The sequence below is a fragment of the Pantoea sp. B623 genome (assembly GCF_024814475.1).
GTDB classification, from domain to species: domain Bacteria; phylum Pseudomonadota; class Gammaproteobacteria; order Enterobacterales; family Enterobacteriaceae; genus Pantoea; species Pantoea ananatis.
In genome coordinates this window covers 3,536,245-3,554,228 of sequence record NZ_JANUXM010000004.1, presented here as the reverse complement: position 1 = coordinate 3,554,228, position 17,984 = coordinate 3,536,245, and the positions used below count along the sequence as shown (strand labels likewise).

14 protein-coding genes are annotated in these 17,984 nt (G+C 54.2%); 13 read left to right on the top strand and 1 reads right to left on the bottom strand.

The features are described 5' to 3' along the window. Nucleotides 1–9 precede the first annotated feature (9 nt). The 9 genes from NXS97_RS18510 (at nt 10) to NXS97_RS18470 (ending at nt 12,996) form a co-directional block, all read left to right on the top strand. Nucleotides 10–2,334 (top strand): phage/plasmid primase, P4 family, encoded by a 2,325-nt coding sequence (locus NXS97_RS18510; protein WP_210515023.1) that lies wholly within the window; start codon nt 10–12, stop codon nt 2,332–2,334. Nucleotides 2,335–2,770: 436 nt separating this feature from the next. Then, nucleotides 2,771–3,958, top strand: a complete 1,188-nt coding sequence (locus NXS97_RS18505; RefSeq protein WP_210515020.1) for a hypothetical protein — start codon at nt 2,771–2,773, stop codon at nt 3,956–3,958. A gap of 416 nt (nt 3,959–4,374) precedes the next feature. Beyond that, nucleotides 4,375–4,992 carry a TetR/AcrR family transcriptional regulator gene (locus tag NXS97_RS18500; protein WP_116219811.1) on the top strand — a complete coding sequence of 206 codons (618 nt, stop codon included), beginning with the start codon at nt 4,375–4,377 and terminating at the stop codon, nt 4,990–4,992. A 164-nt stretch (nt 4,993–5,156) separates the two neighbouring features. Further along, nucleotides 5,157–6,053, top strand: a complete 897-nt coding sequence (locus NXS97_RS18495; protein WP_116219810.1) for an alpha/beta fold hydrolase — start codon at nt 5,157–5,159, stop codon at nt 6,051–6,053. Between the two features lie 734 nt (nt 6,054–6,787). Next, nucleotides 6,788–8,935 (top strand): TonB-dependent receptor domain-containing protein, encoded by a 2,148-nt coding sequence (locus NXS97_RS18490; protein WP_246874110.1) that lies wholly within the window; start codon nt 6,788–6,790, stop codon nt 8,933–8,935. A 423-nt stretch (nt 8,936–9,358) separates the two neighbouring features. Next, nucleotides 9,359–10,303 carry a siderophore ABC transporter substrate-binding protein gene (locus NXS97_RS18485; protein ID WP_105083397.1) on the top strand — a complete coding sequence of 315 codons (945 nt, stop codon included), beginning with the start codon at nt 9,359–9,361 and terminating at the stop codon, nt 10,301–10,303. Then, nucleotides 10,300–11,259 carry an ABC transporter permease gene (locus NXS97_RS18480; protein ID WP_105083398.1) on the top strand — a complete coding sequence of 320 codons (960 nt, stop codon included), beginning with the start codon at nt 10,300–10,302 and terminating at the stop codon, nt 11,257–11,259. Before NXS97_RS18485 ends, NXS97_RS18480 begins: the two co-directional genes overlap by 4 nt. Continuing rightward, nucleotides 11,249–12,241 carry an iron chelate uptake ABC transporter family permease subunit gene (locus NXS97_RS18475; protein WP_116219808.1) on the top strand — a complete coding sequence of 331 codons (993 nt, stop codon included), beginning with the start codon at nt 11,249–11,251 and terminating at the stop codon, nt 12,239–12,241. Before NXS97_RS18480 ends, NXS97_RS18475 begins: the two co-directional genes overlap by 11 nt. Continuing rightward, nucleotides 12,238–12,996, top strand: a complete 759-nt coding sequence (locus tag NXS97_RS18470) for an ABC transporter ATP-binding protein (protein ID WP_116219807.1) — start codon at nt 12,238–12,240, stop codon at nt 12,994–12,996. The genes NXS97_RS18475 and NXS97_RS18470 overlap by 4 nt, the downstream gene beginning before the upstream one ends. 120 nt (nt 12,997–13,116) lie before the next feature. Here NXS97_RS18470 and NXS97_RS18465 read toward each other — a convergent pair whose 3' ends face one another. Beyond that, nucleotides 13,117–13,833, bottom strand: a complete 717-nt coding sequence (locus NXS97_RS18465; RefSeq protein ID WP_116219806.1) for an IclR family transcriptional regulator — start codon at nt 13,831–13,833, stop codon at nt 13,117–13,119. Nucleotides 13,834–14,008: 175 nt separating this feature from the next. On the opposite strand from NXS97_RS18465, the gene NXS97_RS18460 reads away from it, so the two are divergent. The 4 genes from NXS97_RS18460 to NXS97_RS18445 are packed head-to-tail and all read left to right on the top strand — an operon-like array spanning nt 14,009 to nt 17,959. Beyond that, complete coding sequence (locus NXS97_RS18460; protein ID WP_014605231.1) at nt 14,009–14,701, top strand: diguanylate cyclase; 693 nt, start codon at nt 14,009–14,011, stop codon at nt 14,699–14,701. After that, nucleotides 14,701–15,639 carry a hydroxyacid dehydrogenase gene (locus tag NXS97_RS18455; RefSeq protein WP_015699684.1) on the top strand — a complete coding sequence of 313 codons (939 nt, stop codon included), beginning with the start codon at nt 14,701–14,703 and terminating at the stop codon, nt 15,637–15,639. The genes NXS97_RS18460 and NXS97_RS18455 overlap by 1 nt, the downstream gene beginning before the upstream one ends. Then, nucleotides 15,636–16,568, top strand: coding sequence for an SMP-30/gluconolactonase/LRE family protein (locus NXS97_RS18450; protein WP_116219805.1), 933 nt, complete (start codon nt 15,636–15,638; stop codon nt 16,566–16,568). The genes NXS97_RS18455 and NXS97_RS18450 overlap by 4 nt, the downstream gene beginning before the upstream one ends. 38 nt (nt 16,569–16,606) lie before the next feature. Beyond that, on the top strand, nt 16,607–17,959 hold the full coding sequence (locus tag NXS97_RS18445) for an MFS transporter (RefSeq protein ID WP_116219804.1): 1,353 nt from the start codon (nt 16,607–16,609) through the stop codon (nt 17,957–17,959). The last annotated feature ends 25 nt before the right edge of the window (nt 17,960–17,984 follow it).

Here is a 17,984-nt window from a genome sequence, read left to right as displayed (position 1 = left end):
GAAAACACAATGAAAATGACCGTATCAGACGCGGCCAGCGCCGCGCGGGGCCAGTGGCCCCGCATCCTGCCCGCGCTGGGCGTGAAGGTGGTGAAGAACCGGCACACGGCGTGCCCGGTGTGCGGGGGCAAAGACCGCTTCCGCTTTGACGATAAAGAGGGGCGCGGGACGTGGTTCTGCAACCAGTGCGGGGCCGGTGACGGCATGGACCTGGTGCAGAAGGCGCTGGGCGTCAGCCTGACCGGGGCCGCCGCGCGCGTGAACGACCTGACCGGCAACCTGCCGCCGGTGACTGAGGCCGTACCGCCAGAGCCGGACGACGAGGCCGCCCGCACGGCGGCGGCCGCGCTGGCGCAGCAGCTGGTCAGCAGCGCAAAAGCGGTCACGGGCAACGCCTACCTGTCCCGCAAGGGGCTGCCGGAGCATTCCTGCCTGACGCTCACGAAGCCGCACAAGGTGGCGCTGACCGCTTACCGCCCCGGCGACCTGATGGTGCCGCTGCACGACGCGGACGGCGCGCTGGTTAACGTCCAGCTGATTAACGCCGCCGGTGACAAGCGCACGCTTAAAGGCGGCCAGGTGAAAGGCGCCTGCCACGTCCTGAGCGGTAAAGGTACGCCGAAACGCATCTGGCTCACCGAGGGCTACGCCACCGGGCTGACCGTGCACGCGCTGACGGGTGACACGGTGTGGGTTGCCCTGTCGTCCGCTAACCTCCTTTCCCTGGCCGGCCTCGTCCGTGAAAAGCACCCGGCGCTGCCGCTGGTGATTGCCGCCGACCGAGACCTGAACGGCGACGGCCAGCGTAAGGCGAAGCACGCCGCCTCGGCCTGCAACGCAACGGTTGCCCTGCCGCCGGTTTTCGGCGACTGGAACGACGCCTTTACCGCGAACGGGGAGGACGCCACCCGGCAGGCGCTGCGCGAGGCCTCGGCCCCGCCCGCCGCCAGCCCGTTCGACACCATGAGCGAGGCCGAGTTTACGGCCATGAGCGCCAGCGAGAAGGCGGAGCGCGTTGCGGAGCACTACGGCCGCAACCTGGCCGTGGACGCCAGCGGCGAAATCCTCTGCCGCTATGAGGCCGGGGCGTGGAAGGTGATTTCCGGCAACCAGTTCGGGCGCGACGTGGCGAAGCTGTTTCAGCGCCTGCGCGCCCCGTTCTCGGCGGGCAAGGTGGCGGGCGTGGTGGACACGCTGAAGCTGATGCTGCCCCAGCAGGCCGCGCCGCAGCGCCAGCTCATCGGATTCCGCAACGGCGTGCTCGACACCCGCAGCGGCACCTTCAGCCCGCACCGGCGGGAGAACTGGCTGCGCACGGTCAGCGATGTGGACTACACCCGCCCGGTGGCGGGCGAAACGCTGGAGAGCAACGCGCCGCACTTCTGGCAGTGGCTTGACCGCGCCGCCGGACGCTGTGCCGACAAGCGGGACGTGATTCTGGCCGCGCTGTTCATGGTGCTGGCGAACCGCTACGACTGGCAGCTGTTTCTGGAGGTCACCGGCCCCGGCGGCAGCGGCAAGAGCATCATGGCGGAAATCGCCACCATGCTGGCAGGAACGGATAACGCCGTGTCGGCCACCATCGAGACGCTGGAGTCGTCACGCGAGCGCGCCTCGGTCATCGGCTTTTCGCTCATCCGCCTGCCCGACCAGGAGAAGTGGAGCGGCGACGGCGCGGGCATCAAGGCGATTACCGGCGGCGATGCGGTGTCCGTTGACCCGAAGTACCGCGACGCTTACTCGACCCACATCCCGGCGGTGATTCTGGCCGTAAACAACAACCCGATGCGCTTCACCGACCGCAGCGGGGGTGTGTCGCGCCGTCGCGTCATCCTGCACTTCGCGGAAATCATTCCGGCAGACGAGCGCGACCCGCAGCTGAAGGAGAAGATACAGGCGGAGCTGGCCGTCATCGTGCGCCAGCTGATGCAGCGCTTCAGCAACCCGCAGGACGCCCGCGCGCTGCTTCAGCAGCAGCAGAACTCCGGCGAGGCCATGCGCATCAAGCGCGACGCCGACCCGATGGTGGACTTCTGCGGCTACCTGTTTGCCACCGCCGAGCCGAACGGCCTGCACATGGGCAACGCCAGCATCCGGCCCCTGCAGCCGAAGCGCTACCTGTATCACGCCTATCTGGCGTACATGGAGGCCAACGGCTACCGCAACCCGCTCAGCATGAAGACCTTCAGCCAGGCGCTGGAGAGCATCCTGCGTGAGTACGGCAAAAGCTACCTGAAGCGGCGCACGAAGCTCGGGATGCAGACCAACCTCGGCCTGACGGACGAAAGCAGCGCCGACTGGCTGCCGAAGTGCGACGATCCGAACGCAGTATGACAACCTGAACCGGCGAAAGCCGGTTTTTTTACGCCCATCGTTCACCCGTGGTGAAGGATATGCGTCACCCTTCACCCATTCATCACCCGTTAACCATATGATATAAATAGACAAAATAAAAAGGTGAACAGTGTGAATAATTTTTCATAAAATCTTTTTTACTGGTGCAACTTTTTTATACTCTTTTAATACTTTCTTGTATCTCCTGACATGGGGCTAAAGCAGTATGATACTAACTACCACTCCCGCAATAACCACCAAAAGTTATAGTTCCAAATTGAAATTAGATTGCATTATTGCTTTTTTACTAGTAAAAAAAATTTAGACATCAATAATTGCAAGTGAAGCATTGCCTCATCTAAAATTGTCATTACTGTACCGGTATTGCAATGAAAAATGGCACTTTCAACTAAATTACAAAATGGACAACTGATAAATGTTCGAGTCAATTGTATTAAATCGCTCAATCGACGGACCATCCATAACCATTGGCGAAATAGCTGAAGCGTTACTTTTTTATCAGAATGTTCATATTGTAATGGACACATCCACTCTTATTGGCCTTATCAAAAAAATCGGGCTTCATGGCGTCATAAAATTGATTTCCCACCCCGATGTAAAGACTACCTATATTGAAGAGTTTTTGGGAGTTTATACCGAAAACAACAATTTTGAAAAAGAATACATGCTTTTAAGTGCATATATATCTGGCGGGGAAAACTCTGGCGAGCTCAAAAACTGGAAAAAAAGATTAGAATTTAGAATTCTCAGAGAGGGTTTTACAAAAAAAGAAGTTGAAAACTTCATTGATCGTTTCAAAAAAAATGCAACATTAAAAAAACTGACAAGCAATCATTTTATAGAGGGAGGGATAATATCGGCAGCCAATAAAGATTTACACGATGAAGTATACATTTCCTCAGCAGCTCGCACTATTGTTGAAAGCTTATTGCCTGGCGATATAAAATCTGAAGAAATAATTTATAGAGTTCTTCCAGAAAATAACAAATTCCGAGTCTCAACCAACATAGACTTTAATCGAATCAATGAATTTCAAAATACTAAAACCTCTGAAAATGAGAACTACACCCCTGCAAATATTGCTGCCGGAATATTGAGCGCATCATGCGGACTGATTTTAGCCGCTCATTATGGTGGGGATTTTTATACTTCGGCAACAGAATCTAAAATCATTCAAGTAAAAAACAGTCAAATATTAACTAGAGCTAAATTGAATCAAAAAGGCCTTAACAGCTTTTATGAAATAGCTTTAGACGGATGTCCTAATATTTCAGCAGTACTTAATTCTGGCAACAGAACATTTGAGGAATTTTTAGAACTTCTCACCAGAGCTAAAAAATTTAAAAAATGGCTAAAAGGTAAATCCCCAGATCAAGTACTTCTTTCAAATTACATTGATGACATTACATCTAAAGGATGGTTAAGTGATGGTCCAGGAAAAGCCTTGCGCTATCTGACAAGTACTGCTTTAGGATTCGCTGGACCTTTGACAGGGATTGCGGCTTCAGCTTTCGATACTTTCTTCCTTGATAAAATGTGTGGTGGTTGGAAGCCTAACCAGTTTATTTCTGAAAAATTAAGACCATTTGTTGACAATGAATAAAGTAAAAATTACACGCGACTTTTATCATCATCTGATTCCGATAACTGGAAACACACTCAAAGATGTTGAGATTTTAATGAATATAACTGGATGTGCTGGGCATTATGTTCTATACGCACGCCCTATTACATAATTCGCGCCCTACAAATAGAGTGATTGGTGTTCAAGAGGGCTTCATGCAGTATGAGAAAAATTCTATGATTTACAATCCTAGTGATATTCAATGGAGCTTGATTGGTATACGTTTAGGTATACCCTCACCTTCAGAATAAAAATATTATATATATATTTCAACAAATTAAGATACAAATACAGATTCCGCCAGCCAAAAAACCCGCCTTCCCATCCTCCCCCTTGACAGCCTCCCCCTCCATGCTCTAAAAAGGAAACGATCATTTCCTAATTGGAGATTAGCTATGAAACCCCCTTCCCATACCGGCAGTGCACAATCCTCTGTGGGCCGACCGCGTGCTTTTAACGAAGCGCAATTTCTGGATGGGGCCATCAGGCTATTTCGCGATCGTGGTTTTAGTGACGTCAGCATCAGCGACATCACCGCAGCGACCAACCTCAGTACAGGCAGCGTTTACAAGGCTTATAAAGACAAACAGGGCGTTTTTTCCATGGCGCTTGAACGGTATGTGTTTCTTCGTGAAGAGCACATAAAAACCCGGCTGGAAAAGGCCACGACAGCTAAAGACAAGCTTGCTGAACTGCTGCGGGACTACGTTGAGCTCAGTCAGGGGAAAGAGGGCAAGCTGGGCTGCATGGTGGTGGCAGGTGTCACTAACGTCGACCAGCTCGGCGCTGCAGCCACCAGCCTCGAAAAACAGTTGGCAACGCGGCGCAGCAACATTGCGGAATTGATCAAAAGCGGAAAACAGGACGGCTCCATTGCCGCGACCACCAACGAAACCGCCGCTGCCGAGGTGATTCTGGCGTTGCTTCAGGGAATGCGCGTCATCGGTAAAGCCTCAACCCTCACCGACGATGCTGAGCGTTTTGTGGCTCAGGCGTTGAAGGTTCTGGCGTAACGCATGATTGTTGAGGCCGCGCTCGCCGGGGCGATATTGCCGTTGCAGCGGACTTCATGACTCATCTGGTCCATGCACCTGGTTCACCATTTTAAGCGGCGGATGATTACAACGCGCCATGGCGGTGGTAAGCCGGTAATGTACTTTTACTTTAGGAAAACCCTATGTCTGCTCTCATGCTCCCTGCTGCACCCGATGGTTTTAGTCACCATTTTTCCCGAATAGAAGGTCTGCGCTTTCATTATGTCACGGGCGGTCGTGAGGATGGCTTTCCGCTGGTGTTGCTGGCCGGCTTTCCCGAAAGCTGGTTTGCATGGCGACATGTCATGCAGCCTCTGGCTGATCAATACCGAATTATCGCCGTTGATTTGCCGGGCCAGGGGGACACCGATAAGCCGCTTTCCGGCTACGACACTCAAACGGTTGCCACGCGGCTGCATGCCTTTATCGATTCACTCGGTTTAGGATCGTACTTTCTTGCCGCACACGACGTCGGTGCCTGGGTAGCCTTTACCTATGCGATGTTATATGGCGAGGAAATACGGGCGCTGACGTTGATGGATGCCGGTATTCCGGGCATATCATTACCGGATAAACTGCCGTCGGCTTCTGACAAATCCTGGAAAACATGGCACTTTGCCTTTCATGCCGTAGCGGATCTTCCTGAAGCCTTGCTGGCAGGCCGTGAGCGCATTTATCTGGAATGGTTTTTTCGCGAGAAAGCCGCTAACCACAGCTGTTATGGCGAGACTGAACTGAGCGAATATGAGCGCTTGCTTAAAACGCCGGGGGGCTTACGCGCGGGGCTGGCGTTTTACAGAGCGCTGTCTCAGTCGGCCGCGCAAAATGCGGAGCTGGTCAGGCAGGGGCGACTGGTCATGCCGGTACTGGGGCTGTCCGCCGATCAAGGCTCGATTGCAGATATGGCGGCGACGCTGAAAGCCTACGGCGATGATATACACGGCCAGCACATCGCTAATTGCGGGCACTTCCAGCCGGAGGAACAGCCCGAAGCCACTGCCAACGCCTTGGCCGCGTTTTTTGGCCAGTACAGGTATTAGACCAGTCTCTGTCCATGGATAACAAAACCATCGGCACAACTTTGCTGGCCGTTCGGTGTGGACAATAAAGGTGAATGCGCTATCCGAACGCCGCGTCCCTTTCCTCTGAGAGCCGCGGAGTGTCAAAGGCGCGTTGACGTCAAAAACGTGTCTGAGGATTGAGCATCCCCGGAACACGTTTTAGCGGATGCGCCCGCCATCCACTGCAATATCCCCACCGCCTCTGAATACGATATTCATCATTATTCTGAATAAAAGATTCGCCTGATTTTCCAGTTTCCCGCAGATTACGCGTTATCTGCACCGCAATTCCGGCCTGATCATCGTTAAAATATAAATAAAACGCTTATTGAAAGTTAATAACCAAGCCCGAAATTGTTAATTGCCTGTATATGTCTTCTGAGATAAAGAAGAGAATATCTAATATTTAAGCGTGACTTATAGACAACTCATTATTCAAGCCAGTGTTAATGAAAATTTAAATTTAGCCAAAGATAATCCCAAAACCGTGCAGTCTTAATCAGTTAGCTCAGGCGCATTTGTGGCACCTTGGTATTGTTACGACGCTTGCTGGCAATTTAATTCGTTAAAAAAACCACTCAGTTTCATGACGGATTTATTTTTCCGGCAATTGATAATGATTATTGAGTTGATTCCCATTTGCATATGGAATTATGATTTCTTTCGCTCAGGGATATATCAACTGGATGACAATCGTTAAAGGATTAATCGTTATGATGCCGTTGAAAAAAATCACTCGCCATATTACCACGAGTTTATTGGTTCCCGCTGTTGGCATGATCTCCCCCGCTCTGGCTGAGTCTGACAGGAATGAAGACAGTGAAGATGTCATGGTGGTAACGGCATCGGCGATTGAACAGCGACTGAAAGATGCCCCTGCATCAATCTCTGTTATCACGGCAGAACAGCTGGAAAGAGACATTGGTAAATCCGCCACGGACCTTGCCGATATTCTTGAACGTGTCGCAGGCGTGACCAAAGCCATTGGCACAGACGTCAGTTCCGGTATTCAACTGCGCGGTATGCCCGCGGCTTATACGCTGTTATTGGTTGACGGCAAACGCATCGGCTCAAGTAACGGTATTAAAAGCACCCAGCAAAACTATTTCGACGATATTAACTGGATCCCCGTTGATGCGATTGAACGCATTGAAGTGGTCAGAGGGCCCATGTCCGCGCTCTATGGTTCGGATGCAATGGGCGGAGTCGTGAATATTATCACAAAGAAAAATAGCGATACCTGGCACGGCGCATTAACGGCAGGCACCCGACGGCCGCAGGATGGCAACCGGGGCAATACCCAGACCTGGACAGGCAGCATCGGCGGTCCGCTGGGCCAGGGATTTGATTTGCGTGTTAACGGTTCGTGGAACAAGCGCGAAGCGGATAAAAGCGAAACCGACGCGTTGCGTTGGGGAAGCGGCCAGGAGGGCCGCAAAAATGAAAATTACGGCGCAGAACTCGGCTGGGATATCACCCCTCATCAGCGCATCGCCGTTTCCACTCAGCAGGGAACCGAGCGAGGTATTCCCGGTGAATCCATGGATGGCAGTGAAATTGCGCTGCGCGGTGTGGATAAACTTGAACGTGAAAATTATGCGCTCGATTATCGCGGTATTTTTGATTTCGGCACGGCAAAGCTGAACGTTTATCAAAATAAATTTAAAAACTGGGTAACCGATATTCCGGTAATTTCTGGCGGTACGGTGACGGGCAGTCAGGATGTGGCGCTGTGGAATCAAGAACGCATTGTTGAAGGCGATATTAACCTGCCATTTGAATTCGGTTTACCGCATAATCTGACTGTCGGCGCGCAGTGGAAAAAAGAAGAGCTGAACAACCCTCGCTCTGTTGGCGTGGTAGCGGACGCCTCCAGCAGCTATGGCAAACATCACGCTCAGGCCAAAAGTACCGGCCTGTTTGTCGAAGATCAAATCGACCTGCTGGATACTGTTTCACTGACGCTGGGCCTGCGCAAAGATAATACCGATTACGGTAACAGGACAACGCCACGCGCCTATCTGGTTTGGCAGGCCACGGATACGCTGACGTTAAAAGGGGGATATTCAGAAGGTTTTAAAGCACCCAGCGTGCGCCAGGCAAGCAAAGGCTTTATTGAATCCTCCAAAGGCGCTGGATGTAACGGCTATGCCGATTACCACGGCGGCGGCTGTTACACGATGGGCAGCGATAAACTCAAGCCTGAAACGTCACAAAACTGGGAAGTGGGCGCGATCTTCGATTATGAAGGATGGAGCGCGGGGCTGACGTTCTTCGACAGCCGCTTCAAAGACAAAATCGCCTCTGCGCCTGTTGGCTATTTACCCGGTGATACCTCAGGCCGCTACTGGCTTGAACGCGTCAATCTTGATACGGCGCGAACCCAGGGCCTGGAAGGCAATGTGACCCTTCCCCTGATTTCAGAAGAAATGGGCCCCTGGATGAAGCGCCTGTCGCTGAGTAATACGTTCACGCGAATGCTCAAAGCCGAAGATTCTCTGGGCGTGATGCTCGTGACAACGCCAACGCTCGCCACGTGGTCCTCCCTTGACTGGCAGGTCAATGACGACATCAGCCTTTCATTTACCGCAAAATACTACGGAAAGATGCTGGGGCTGAACAGCAGCGCAGACCAGGCGGCGAGAGGCAATACCGCGACGGCACGCATCCGCAATGCCTACATGATTTATGGCCTGTCTGGCCAGTACCGGGCAACGAAAAACCTTAAGTTTAATGCCGGGCTGGACAATCTTTTTGATAAAAACCCTGTCTCTGACCATCCATCCTCAAGCGGGGTTTCAGGCAACAACTACGCGGTTCCCGGCCGCACGATGTATGCCTCAATAACGGCGTCATTCTGATCGCCCCACTGATGCTTTCACGCCGCCCCGTCAATGGCGCCGTCACAGGATGATTTATCTCAGCGAGCATGGGATGGACAGAGAGCAGCCTGAACAGTAACTGGCCCGGCATCACGTTTTATGCATTGCGACCGCTGCGTGATACAGGCGCGTAAAGCAGGCGATGTATGCCTCAATAACGGCGTCATTCTGATCGCCCCACTGATGCTTTCACGCCGCCCCGTCAATGGCGCCGTCACAGGATGATTTATCTCAGCGAGCATGGGATGGACAGAGAGCAGCCTGAACAGTAACTGGCCCGGCATCACGTTTTATGCATTGCGGCCGCTGCGTGATACAGGCGCGCAGAGCAGGTATTCAGAACTGCATATAACCCAAAACCACTGACCTTATACGGACCCTAACCACGCGCAAGGAGAACACATGCGTTTCCCGTTTCTGTCGATTTTATTGCCCCTGGCCTGGGTACTGACGGTTTTGCCTCCGGCATCTGCTGGTGAAGCACCAACGGTCAGGGTCGCGCACCTGCAGGGAACCACGACGTTGCCGCAGCATCCTCAACGCGTGGTGATCCTCAATCCGTCCACGCTGGATATTGCCGATGCATTAGGCATTACACCGGCGGGCGTCCCGCAAGCCGGTTTCACCTATCCGGCGCATCTGGCTAAATATAATGGTCAGGGCTATTTCAATGCCGGAACGCTGTTTGAGCCCGCCTATGAAGCCTTAAGCGCCGCCGCACCGGAGGCGATCTTTGCCGGTGGCAGAGCCCTGGCGGCCTACAACAAACTCAGCGGTATCGCCCCCACCGTTTCTCTGGATATTGACCCGCATGATTTCATGCAAAGCCTGACGCAGCGCACGACGCAACTGGGGGAAATCTTTGGCAAACAGGCGCAGGCAACAGCCGTTTTAACCGCATTTAACGTGCAGATTGCAGACCTTCGCCCCCTCGCCGCCCGGTCGGGAAGCGCCATGATGTTGATGGTTAACGGCGGCAAACTCAGCGCCTATACGCCGCACTCCCGCTTTGGTTTTATTTTTGATGTGCTGCAGTTCAAGCCTGCACTCTCTCTGCCCAATGCCAGCAAACATGGCAATGCTATTTCGCCCGAGTTGATCATGCAGGCAAACCCAGACTGGCTGTTCGTTCTGGACCGTGACAGCGCCATCGGCAGTAAAGAAGGCCTGTCGGCCCGTCAGGTTCTGGATAATCCGCTGGTGCGCCGCACCACCGCATGGAAAAAGCAGCAGATTATCTGGCTGGATTCCGCCTCGCTGTATATTGCCGGCGGGATCCAGAGCTACAGCCTCATGATGAGCCAGATCAAACAACAACTGCTCGCTGCCAGAGAGCAGCCTGAATGAAATACGGGGCTTATCTCATCGGCCTGGGGCTGCTGTCTACGCTGGTTATGCTGAGCTTAGTCACGGGCGTAACCCGCATGTCATTAATCGACGTGTGGCACGATGCCGAGATGCGGGAAATTCTGTTTGTCAGCCGCTTTCCACGTACTGTCGCGCTGGTGCTTGCCGGCAGCGCGATGAGCGTGGCAGGCCAGCTCATGCAGATGCTGACGCAGAACCGCTTTGTTGAGCCCTCTGTGGTGGGTACAACCCAGTCCGCAAGCCTGGGGCTTCTGCTGGTGATGGTCTGGTATCCGGCGGCGCCCGTTATCGTCAAAATGTGCATCGCTTCCCTGTTTGCGCTGGCCGGTACGGTGCTGTTTATGCTGCTCATTCAGCGCATTCGGCAGAAAAGCGCGTTTATTGTGCCGCTGGCTGGCATCATGCTGGGCGCCGTTTTCAGCTCGGTAACGACATTTTTGGGGATGCAGTTTGATATCCTGCAGTCGCTGGGCAGTTGGGAATCCGGTGACTTTTCCAGTGTAATGCAGGGCCGCTATGAGCTGATCTGGATTGTCGGACTGATTACCCTGCTGGCGGCCTTGATTGCCGATCGCTTCACGGTGGCCGGTCTGGGCCAGGACTTCTCGGTTAACGTCGGGCTGAACTATCGCCAGATCCAGTTAACGGGGATGGCGATGATCGCCATTGTCAGCGGCGTGGTGATCGTTGTCGTCGGTGTTCTGCCTTTCCTGGGGTTGGTTGTGCCGAATATTGTCAGCATGATTTTCGGCGATAACCTGCGCCGCACCGTGCCCTGGGTCGCGATGACAGGTGCCATACTGGTTTTAAGCTGCGATATCCTGGGGCGGCTGATTATTTATCCCTTTGAAGTCCCGGTCAGTGCCTTACTCGGCGTACTGGGCGCGGCGGTTTTTCTGGTGCTGATTATCAGAGGAAGGCGCTATGGCAACTGATCTGTCACCGCTGTCCCGCTCCCTGAAAAACGTCTCCTCGCCCGTCTGGCGAATCAGCCTTTTAGCCCTGCTTGCGGTCATTGTTTCCCTTGTCTTTATGACCTTGCATCTGCAGGGAAACATCAGCTACGTATTAAAACATCGGGGGCAGATTTTATTCACCATCGCGCTGGTCGCCTTTGCATCCGGCATCAGTACGCTGCTTTTTCAAACCATCACGCAAAATCGCATTTTGTCGCCCTCGGTCATGGGCCTTGAGTCGCTTTTTGTGTTTATCCAAACCCTGCTGGTGTTTTTTGTTCAGCTTTCGCAACTGAGCCAACTGGGAAGTATGGTGCCGTTTCTTGGCGAAACGGCACTGTTGATGATCTTTGCCACGCTGCTCTATCGCTGGCTATTTAACCGCAGTGGGCTGGATCTTCACCGGGTACTGTTAACGGGCCTGGTATTTGGCACCCTCTTTCGCAGCCTTTCGGGTCTGATGCAACGTTTACTCTCCCCTGGCGAATTCGCGGTGCTGCAAAGCCGGATGTTTGCCACCTTTACCCATGCTGACCCGGCGGTGCTGGCCCTTTCGGCCGTGCTGATTGCTGCAATCACGATTATCGTCTGGCGCATACGGCACCGCCTGGACGTTATTGCGTTAGGGCGCAATAGCGCGACGGCACTTGGTGTCCCTTTTCAGCGTTATGTCACCGGTCTGTTGCTGTTGGTTTCGCTCCTGGTGGCAATTTCAACTGCGCTGGTCGGGCCGATGACATTTCTGGGGCTATTGGTGGTCAACCTTGCCTGGCCCGTGGTGGGATCGTGGCGTCATCGCTACCTGCTTCCGGGTACGGTGCTGATTGGCATCATCATGCTGACGGGCGGACAGTTAATCCTGGAGCAGGTGTTTAACATGGCGGGCACGCTGTCCGTCATTATTGAATTTTTAGGCGGTGGACTGTTTATTTACCTGATTCTGAAAAAGGTGGCGACGTGATTGAAGTTGTGAATGTGAATAAGGCATACGGCCCGTTATCTGTCCTTAAAAACATCAACAAAACCCTGCCCTCATCAGGCATTACCTCAATCATCGGGCCCAATGGGGCAGGCAAATCAACCTTGCTGTCGGTGATTAGCCGCCTGTTGAAGCCCGACAGCGGTGAGGTCAGAATCGATTCGCTCATCGTCAATGAAGCGCACAGCGAGAAGCTGGCGCGAATTATGTCGGTACTGCGGCAGGAAAATCAGGTCACCAGCCGGCTCTCAGTGTACGATCTGGTGAGTTTCGGTCGCTATCCCTATTCCAAAGGGCGCATCACGGAAAACGATAAGCATCATATCCATCAGGCACTGTATTTTCTGGATTTGCTCCCGCTTGCTGAACGTTATCTTGATGAACTCTCGGGAGGCCAGCGACAGCGCGCTTTTGTCGCGATGGTGCTGTGTCAAAATACAAAATACGTGCTGCTGGATGAGCCGCTGAATAATCTGGATATGAAACACAGCGTGACCATGATGAAGCAGCTACGGCGCGCCGCTGACGAGCTGGGAAAATCCATCATCCTGGTTATCCATGATATTAACTTCGCCTCGACGTATTCAGACCATATTATCGCCATGAAGAACGGTGCGGTTTTTTTCTGCGGCTCGCCGGCTGATATGATGAAACCCGATCTTATTGAGCGCCTTTTTGAAATACCTGTCGCGGTTGAAACCGTGGCGGGACAGCACATTGCGGTTTACTACCGTTAACCTTGCGCACCGGGCGAAACGCAGGTGGTTATGCCATCGGCGCTTTCAGTCAACCTGCGGGCCAACGCGTGCATGTAGAGCCTGTGGCTGTATTTATGCACGCGTTCAGCAACAGGTTTTTTACGCGCTGTGTGCGTAAACAACATCACAGAACGCTTTTCTCGCGCCGAGTTGAGCGGAAAGTCTGGCTGCGGACTCTCGCATCAGTTCTCCTAATCCCGCCTCTTTGCGATCCAGCGTTAACCGTGATGATGGGCCGGTTAACGCCAGGGCTGCGGCTAACTTATCCCCTTCGCCAAACACCGGGATGGCAAAGGCGGCAGTATGGGGATCGCGCGCGCCCGAGGTATAGAGCGGTAAATCCGGTGCGTCGTCAAACAAGGTTTCGCCCATCCCCCAGTGACGCAGCACCTGACCAATTGCGGAGTTGTCCAACGGATACAGCGAGCCTGGCAGTCGCGTATGCCGTAAGCCATCTGAGGATTCGGCACGAAAGACACAAAGACGCTGGCCGCTATCAATCACATACCAGCTGGCACTTTCCTTTGTGGCTAAGGCCAGCGTTTGCAGTTCGGGCTGAACCACGCTGGCCAGATGAAACGACTGTTCATAGAGCTTGCCCAGATAAAGCAGCCTTGGCCCCAGGGTGTAAATGCCGTTATCCCTTCTGACCACGTAACTCATACGTTCCAGCGAATTCATCAGTCGATAAACGGTGGTTTTGTGGTAGCCCGAAAGCTGCGACAGCGTCGTCAGGGACAGGCTTTCTTCGCCTGGCTTAAAACAATCCAGCAAGGCCAGCGCCTTCTCTACCGCATTAACGCCTTCGTTTCCCATTTCGCTTCTCCTGATTTTTGCTGGCACCGAGTGTACCCGAAACTGTGAGTCACATCTTGTTTACATCACAAACAAGCTCGCAACACTGGCGCCGTGGTCAGTGTCACCGATATAGTTATTTCACTATGTACAACACAGTTTTACTCTGTAAAACAAACAACCTGTGAGGTGACCCATGTCCGCGAACGAAAAACCGATGATCAACCGAGACGTTACGCGAGTCAGCAGTGATTATGTCAGACGTGCCGCTGAATTTCAGGCCGCGATTATTGCGGATGTCGCGGGCAGACGCGGCACGCTGCATGGCCGTATCAAACCGCTGGGCACACATATGAAAGTGGCCGGGCCGGCGGTGACAGTGGAAGTGCGCCCGGGTGATAACCTGGCGATCCATGCTGCGCTGGCGGTGGCCAAACCCGGCGATGTCATCGTCGTGGATGGCAAGGGCGATATCAGCTGCGCGCTGTTAGGCGAGATCATGGCAACCCAGGCCGAAGCATCAGGCATTGCCGGGATTATCATCGATGGTGCGGTCAGGGATGCGGACGCACTGAGCACGCATACCTATCCCGTTTTCTCGGCCGGGCTCAATCCCTGTGGCCCAACGAAGTTCATTCCTGGTCGCGTGAATTACCCGGTTTCTGTTGCCGGCGCCACGATTAACGCAGGCGATCTGGTGGTGGGTGATATCGATGGCGTGGTGGTGGTGCCACGCGATGAAGTAGAAGTGGTATTGGAGCTCGCGGCGAAAAAACTGGATATGGAAACCCGCCGTATTGCGGCGATCAAAGCCGGTGACAAAAGGCCGGGCTGGTTGAACGGTGCCCTGCGTGCAGCGGGCATGTTAGCGGAAGGGGAGGAACTGTGATGCGTAAAAAGGACACTGTCATCATTACCGGCGCAGACATCGCTCCCGCCGCGCTCGCGATGCTGGAGGATTATGAGGTGGTCTTTGCGGGCACTAAGCCGTCAGAAGACGATCTGGTTGCGCTTTGTGAGCAGCACAATCCGGTCGGGATTGTGGTGCGCTATGGAAAAATTAACGCCCGCATCATGGATGCAGCGCCTGCCCTGCGCGTGATCTCCAAGCATGGCAGCGGCATTGACGTTATCGATCAAACGGCGGCGGCCGAACGAAACATCAGCGTCCAGTCTGCGCCTGGTGCCAATGCGGCAGCGGTGGCAGAACATACCTGGGCCATGATTCTGGCCTGCACCAAATCCCTGATCCCGCTGGATCGCCGGATGCGTGACGGCTACTGGGATAAATCCACCCACAAGTCGCTTGAACTTGAAGGCCGGACGCTTGGGCTGGTTGGGCTGGGGGCGATAGGCGGCCGGGTGGCGGACATTGGTCGGGTGTTTGGCATGCAGGTGATAGCTTACGATCCCTGGGCGAAAACGCTGCCCGCAGGCTGTGAGCAGGTGGACGATTTAGCCACGCTGTATGCGCGCGCAGATATTGTGTCGCTGCACTGTCCGCTGACCGCGCAAAACAGCAAGATGATCAATGACCAGGCCCTGGCACAGTTCAAACCCGGCGCCGTGCTGGTGAATACCGCGCGCGGTGGACTGATTGATGATGATGCCCTGATTCGTGCCCTTAACAGCGGCAGACTCAGCGGCGCGGCGCTGGACAGCTTTACCGTTGAGCCGCTGACTGCGCCGCACATCTGGCAGAAGGTGGAAAACGTCATCATTACGCCGCATATCGGCGGCGTGAGTGATAATTCTTACGTGAAAATGGGCACGGCCTCCGTGACCAATCTGCTTAAGGTATTAGCGCAAAAGGAAGCCACCGTATGATGTGCCTGACCACACCGGAGGTCAGGCAGACATCGGTTTTTACCCGGTTGCCCGACCGCTTCCGCGCACCTGACCGTCACAATGCCTGGGCCACCGCGAATCGCGGCGGCCAGCTTACCGACTCTTTTCTTGAAGGGCCGGTCTGGCATCCTTCGGGCTGTATTTACCTGACCGACATTCCCTATGGCCGGATATTCCGCGTTGATATGGCAGGCAACTGGGACATCGTCGTGCAATACGATGGCGAACCCAACGGCATGAAACTTGTCGGTCCGGAGACGCTTCTGATTACGGATTATCGTCACGGGTTAATGAAGCTCTGTCTCAAAACGCAAAAAATCACGCCATGGCTGTCGCGCCGTAACAGCGAGAGTTTTCGCGGCGTGAACGATTTAACGCCCGACAGCCGGGGGAACCTCTATTTCACCGATCAGGGGCAAACCGGGCTGCACGATCCCACAGGACGGGTTTATCGGCTCAGCCAGGAGGGAAGGCTGGATATTCTGCTGGATAACTGCCCAAGCCCAAACGGACTGGTGCTGTCGCCAGACGAAAAAGTGCTGTATGTCGCAATGACGCGTGGCAATGCGATCTGGCGCGTGCCGCTTCAGCGCGATGGTTCAGTCAGCAAGGTCGGTCAGTATTTTACCTCGCACGGCCCCAGCGGTCCCGATGGATTAGCCATGAACGCGCACGGCAAGCTGCTGATTGCCAACCCTGGCCTGGGCCGCGTCTGGCTGCTGAACGATCTGGCTGAGCCCGCAGAAATTCTCACCAGTCCCGCCGGACGCTCCACCACCAATCTCTGTTTTGGTGGCGAAAATTTACAGCAGCTGTTTATTACCGAATCGGTCAGCGGCAGCATTCTTACCTGTTCAATGAAAACACCAGGCCATCCACTGCCCTTCCTGTCCACCGATTTTCTCTGAGAACAACACTGCGTTTTCTGAACGCAGCGGAGGCAACCATGAATCTGCATTCTGTAAGCACTGGCTCACCTGTTGAGCCAGCAGCCGTGTCTGCATCCCATGAAGACATGAATCAAACTGATTTTGAACAAAGCGAACGGGCGGCGGCTAAAGCGTTCCGCCGTATCCTGCCTTTTATTTTCATCTGCTACGTGGTCAGTTATCTGGATCGCACCAATGTCAGCTTCGCCGCACTGGGCATGAACGCCGATCTGGGCATTACGGCTGAGCAGTTCGGGTTTGGTGCCGGGATGTTTTTCATCGGCTATTTTCTGTTTGAGGTGCCCAGTAACCTGATTATGCAAAAAGTGGGGGCTCGTATCTGGATCGCCCGCATCATGATCTCATGGGGCATCATCTCCATGGCGACCGCCTTCGTTACCGGGCCGGTCAGCTTTGCCTTTGCCCGCTTTTGCCTGGGCGTGGCTGAAGCAGGCTTTACACCGGGTATTTATCTGTTCTTCACCTACTGGTTTCCCGGAAGCTGGCGTGCAAAAATCACGGCGGCATTTTTAGTCGGCATCCCCGTGGCCAATATCATCGGCGCGCCCTTATCCGGCATGTTGATGCAACTCACCGGGCATGAACACATTCGTAACTGGCAATGGTTGCTGCTGCTGGAAGGGTTTCCGGCCGTTATCCTCGGCGTCCTGTGCCTGTTCTTCCTCAACGATCGCCCGGCAAAGGCCAACTGGCTGAGCGAGGCGGAAAAAACGTTGCTGAGCCGACGACTGGCAAACGAGCAGCAGCAAATTGAAAGGGCGCACGGTGCCAGCCTGCGTGACGCGCTGCGCAATCCCCTGCTTTACCTGCTGGCTTTCATTAATTTTTGCGGCATTGTCGGTTCTATCGGCGTGGGCCTGTGGATGCCGCAGATCATCAAGCAGATTGGCGTGAGCCATACCGCCACGGGTTTTCTGACCGCGCTACCTTATATTTGTGGTGCCTTCAGCATGCTGTTCTGGGCGCAGCGGGCCAATGCCTCCGGCCACCGCATTCGCTGGATCAGCGCTGCGCTGGTTATCGCCGCCATCGCGCTGGCCTGCAGCGCCGTCGTGAATGAGCCGGTGGTGAAGATGCTTGCGCTCTGTTTTACCGTCAGCGGCATTCTGGCTTTTCAGGCGTCATTCTGGGCACTGCCTTCGGGTTGTCTCACAGGAAGCGCGGCCGCAGGCGGATTAGCCATGATTGTTTCTGTCGGCAATCTGGGAGGATTTGTCGGGCCTTCGCTTATTGGTTATGTGCGTCAGACAAGCGGGGGTTTTATGTGGGCGCTGCTGGCAGTTTCCGCCGTGTTGCTGATTGGCGCGTTTACCGTAGCGTTAATCAAAGATCCTTACCGCAAAGCATAGTCATCCCCTCCCCTGAGGCGCTCCG

Bases quoted from the DNA above. Each gene is read 5' to 3' on its own strand.
- NXS97_RS18485 (WP_105083397.1), top strand. From the start codon at position 9,359: ATGCGTTTCCCGTTTCTGTCGATTTTATTGCCCCTGGCCTGGGTACTG.
- NXS97_RS18445 (WP_116219804.1), top strand. From the start codon at position 16,607: ATGAATCTGCATTCTGTAAGCACTGGCTCACCTGTTGAGCCAGCAGCC.
- NXS97_RS18465 (WP_116219806.1), bottom strand. From the start codon at position 13,833: ATGGGAAACGAAGGCGTTAATGCGGTAGAGAAGGCGCTGGCCTTGCTG.
- NXS97_RS18500 (WP_116219811.1), top strand. From the start codon at position 4,375: ATGAAACCCCCTTCCCATACCGGCAGTGCACAATCCTCTGTGGGCCGA.
- NXS97_RS18475 (WP_116219808.1), top strand. From the start codon at position 11,249: ATGGCAACTGATCTGTCACCGCTGTCCCGCTCCCTGAAAAACGTCTCC.
- NXS97_RS18455 (WP_015699684.1), top strand. From the start codon at position 14,701: ATGCGTAAAAAGGACACTGTCATCATTACCGGCGCAGACATCGCTCCC.
- NXS97_RS18495 (WP_116219810.1), top strand. From the start codon at position 5,157: ATGTCTGCTCTCATGCTCCCTGCTGCACCCGATGGTTTTAGTCACCAT.
- NXS97_RS18460 (WP_014605231.1), top strand. From the start codon at position 14,009: ATGTCCGCGAACGAAAAACCGATGATCAACCGAGACGTTACGCGAGTC.
- NXS97_RS18480 (WP_105083398.1), top strand. From the start codon at position 10,300: ATGAAATACGGGGCTTATCTCATCGGCCTGGGGCTGCTGTCTACGCTG.
- NXS97_RS18505 (WP_210515020.1), top strand. From the start codon at position 2,771: ATGTTCGAGTCAATTGTATTAAATCGCTCAATCGACGGACCATCCATA.
- NXS97_RS18490 (WP_246874110.1), top strand. From the start codon at position 6,788: ATGATGCCGTTGAAAAAAATCACTCGCCATATTACCACGAGTTTATTG.
- NXS97_RS18510 (WP_210515023.1), top strand. From the start codon at position 10: ATGAAAATGACCGTATCAGACGCGGCCAGCGCCGCGCGGGGCCAGTGG.
- NXS97_RS18450 (WP_116219805.1), top strand. From the start codon at position 15,636: ATGATGTGCCTGACCACACCGGAGGTCAGGCAGACATCGGTTTTTACC.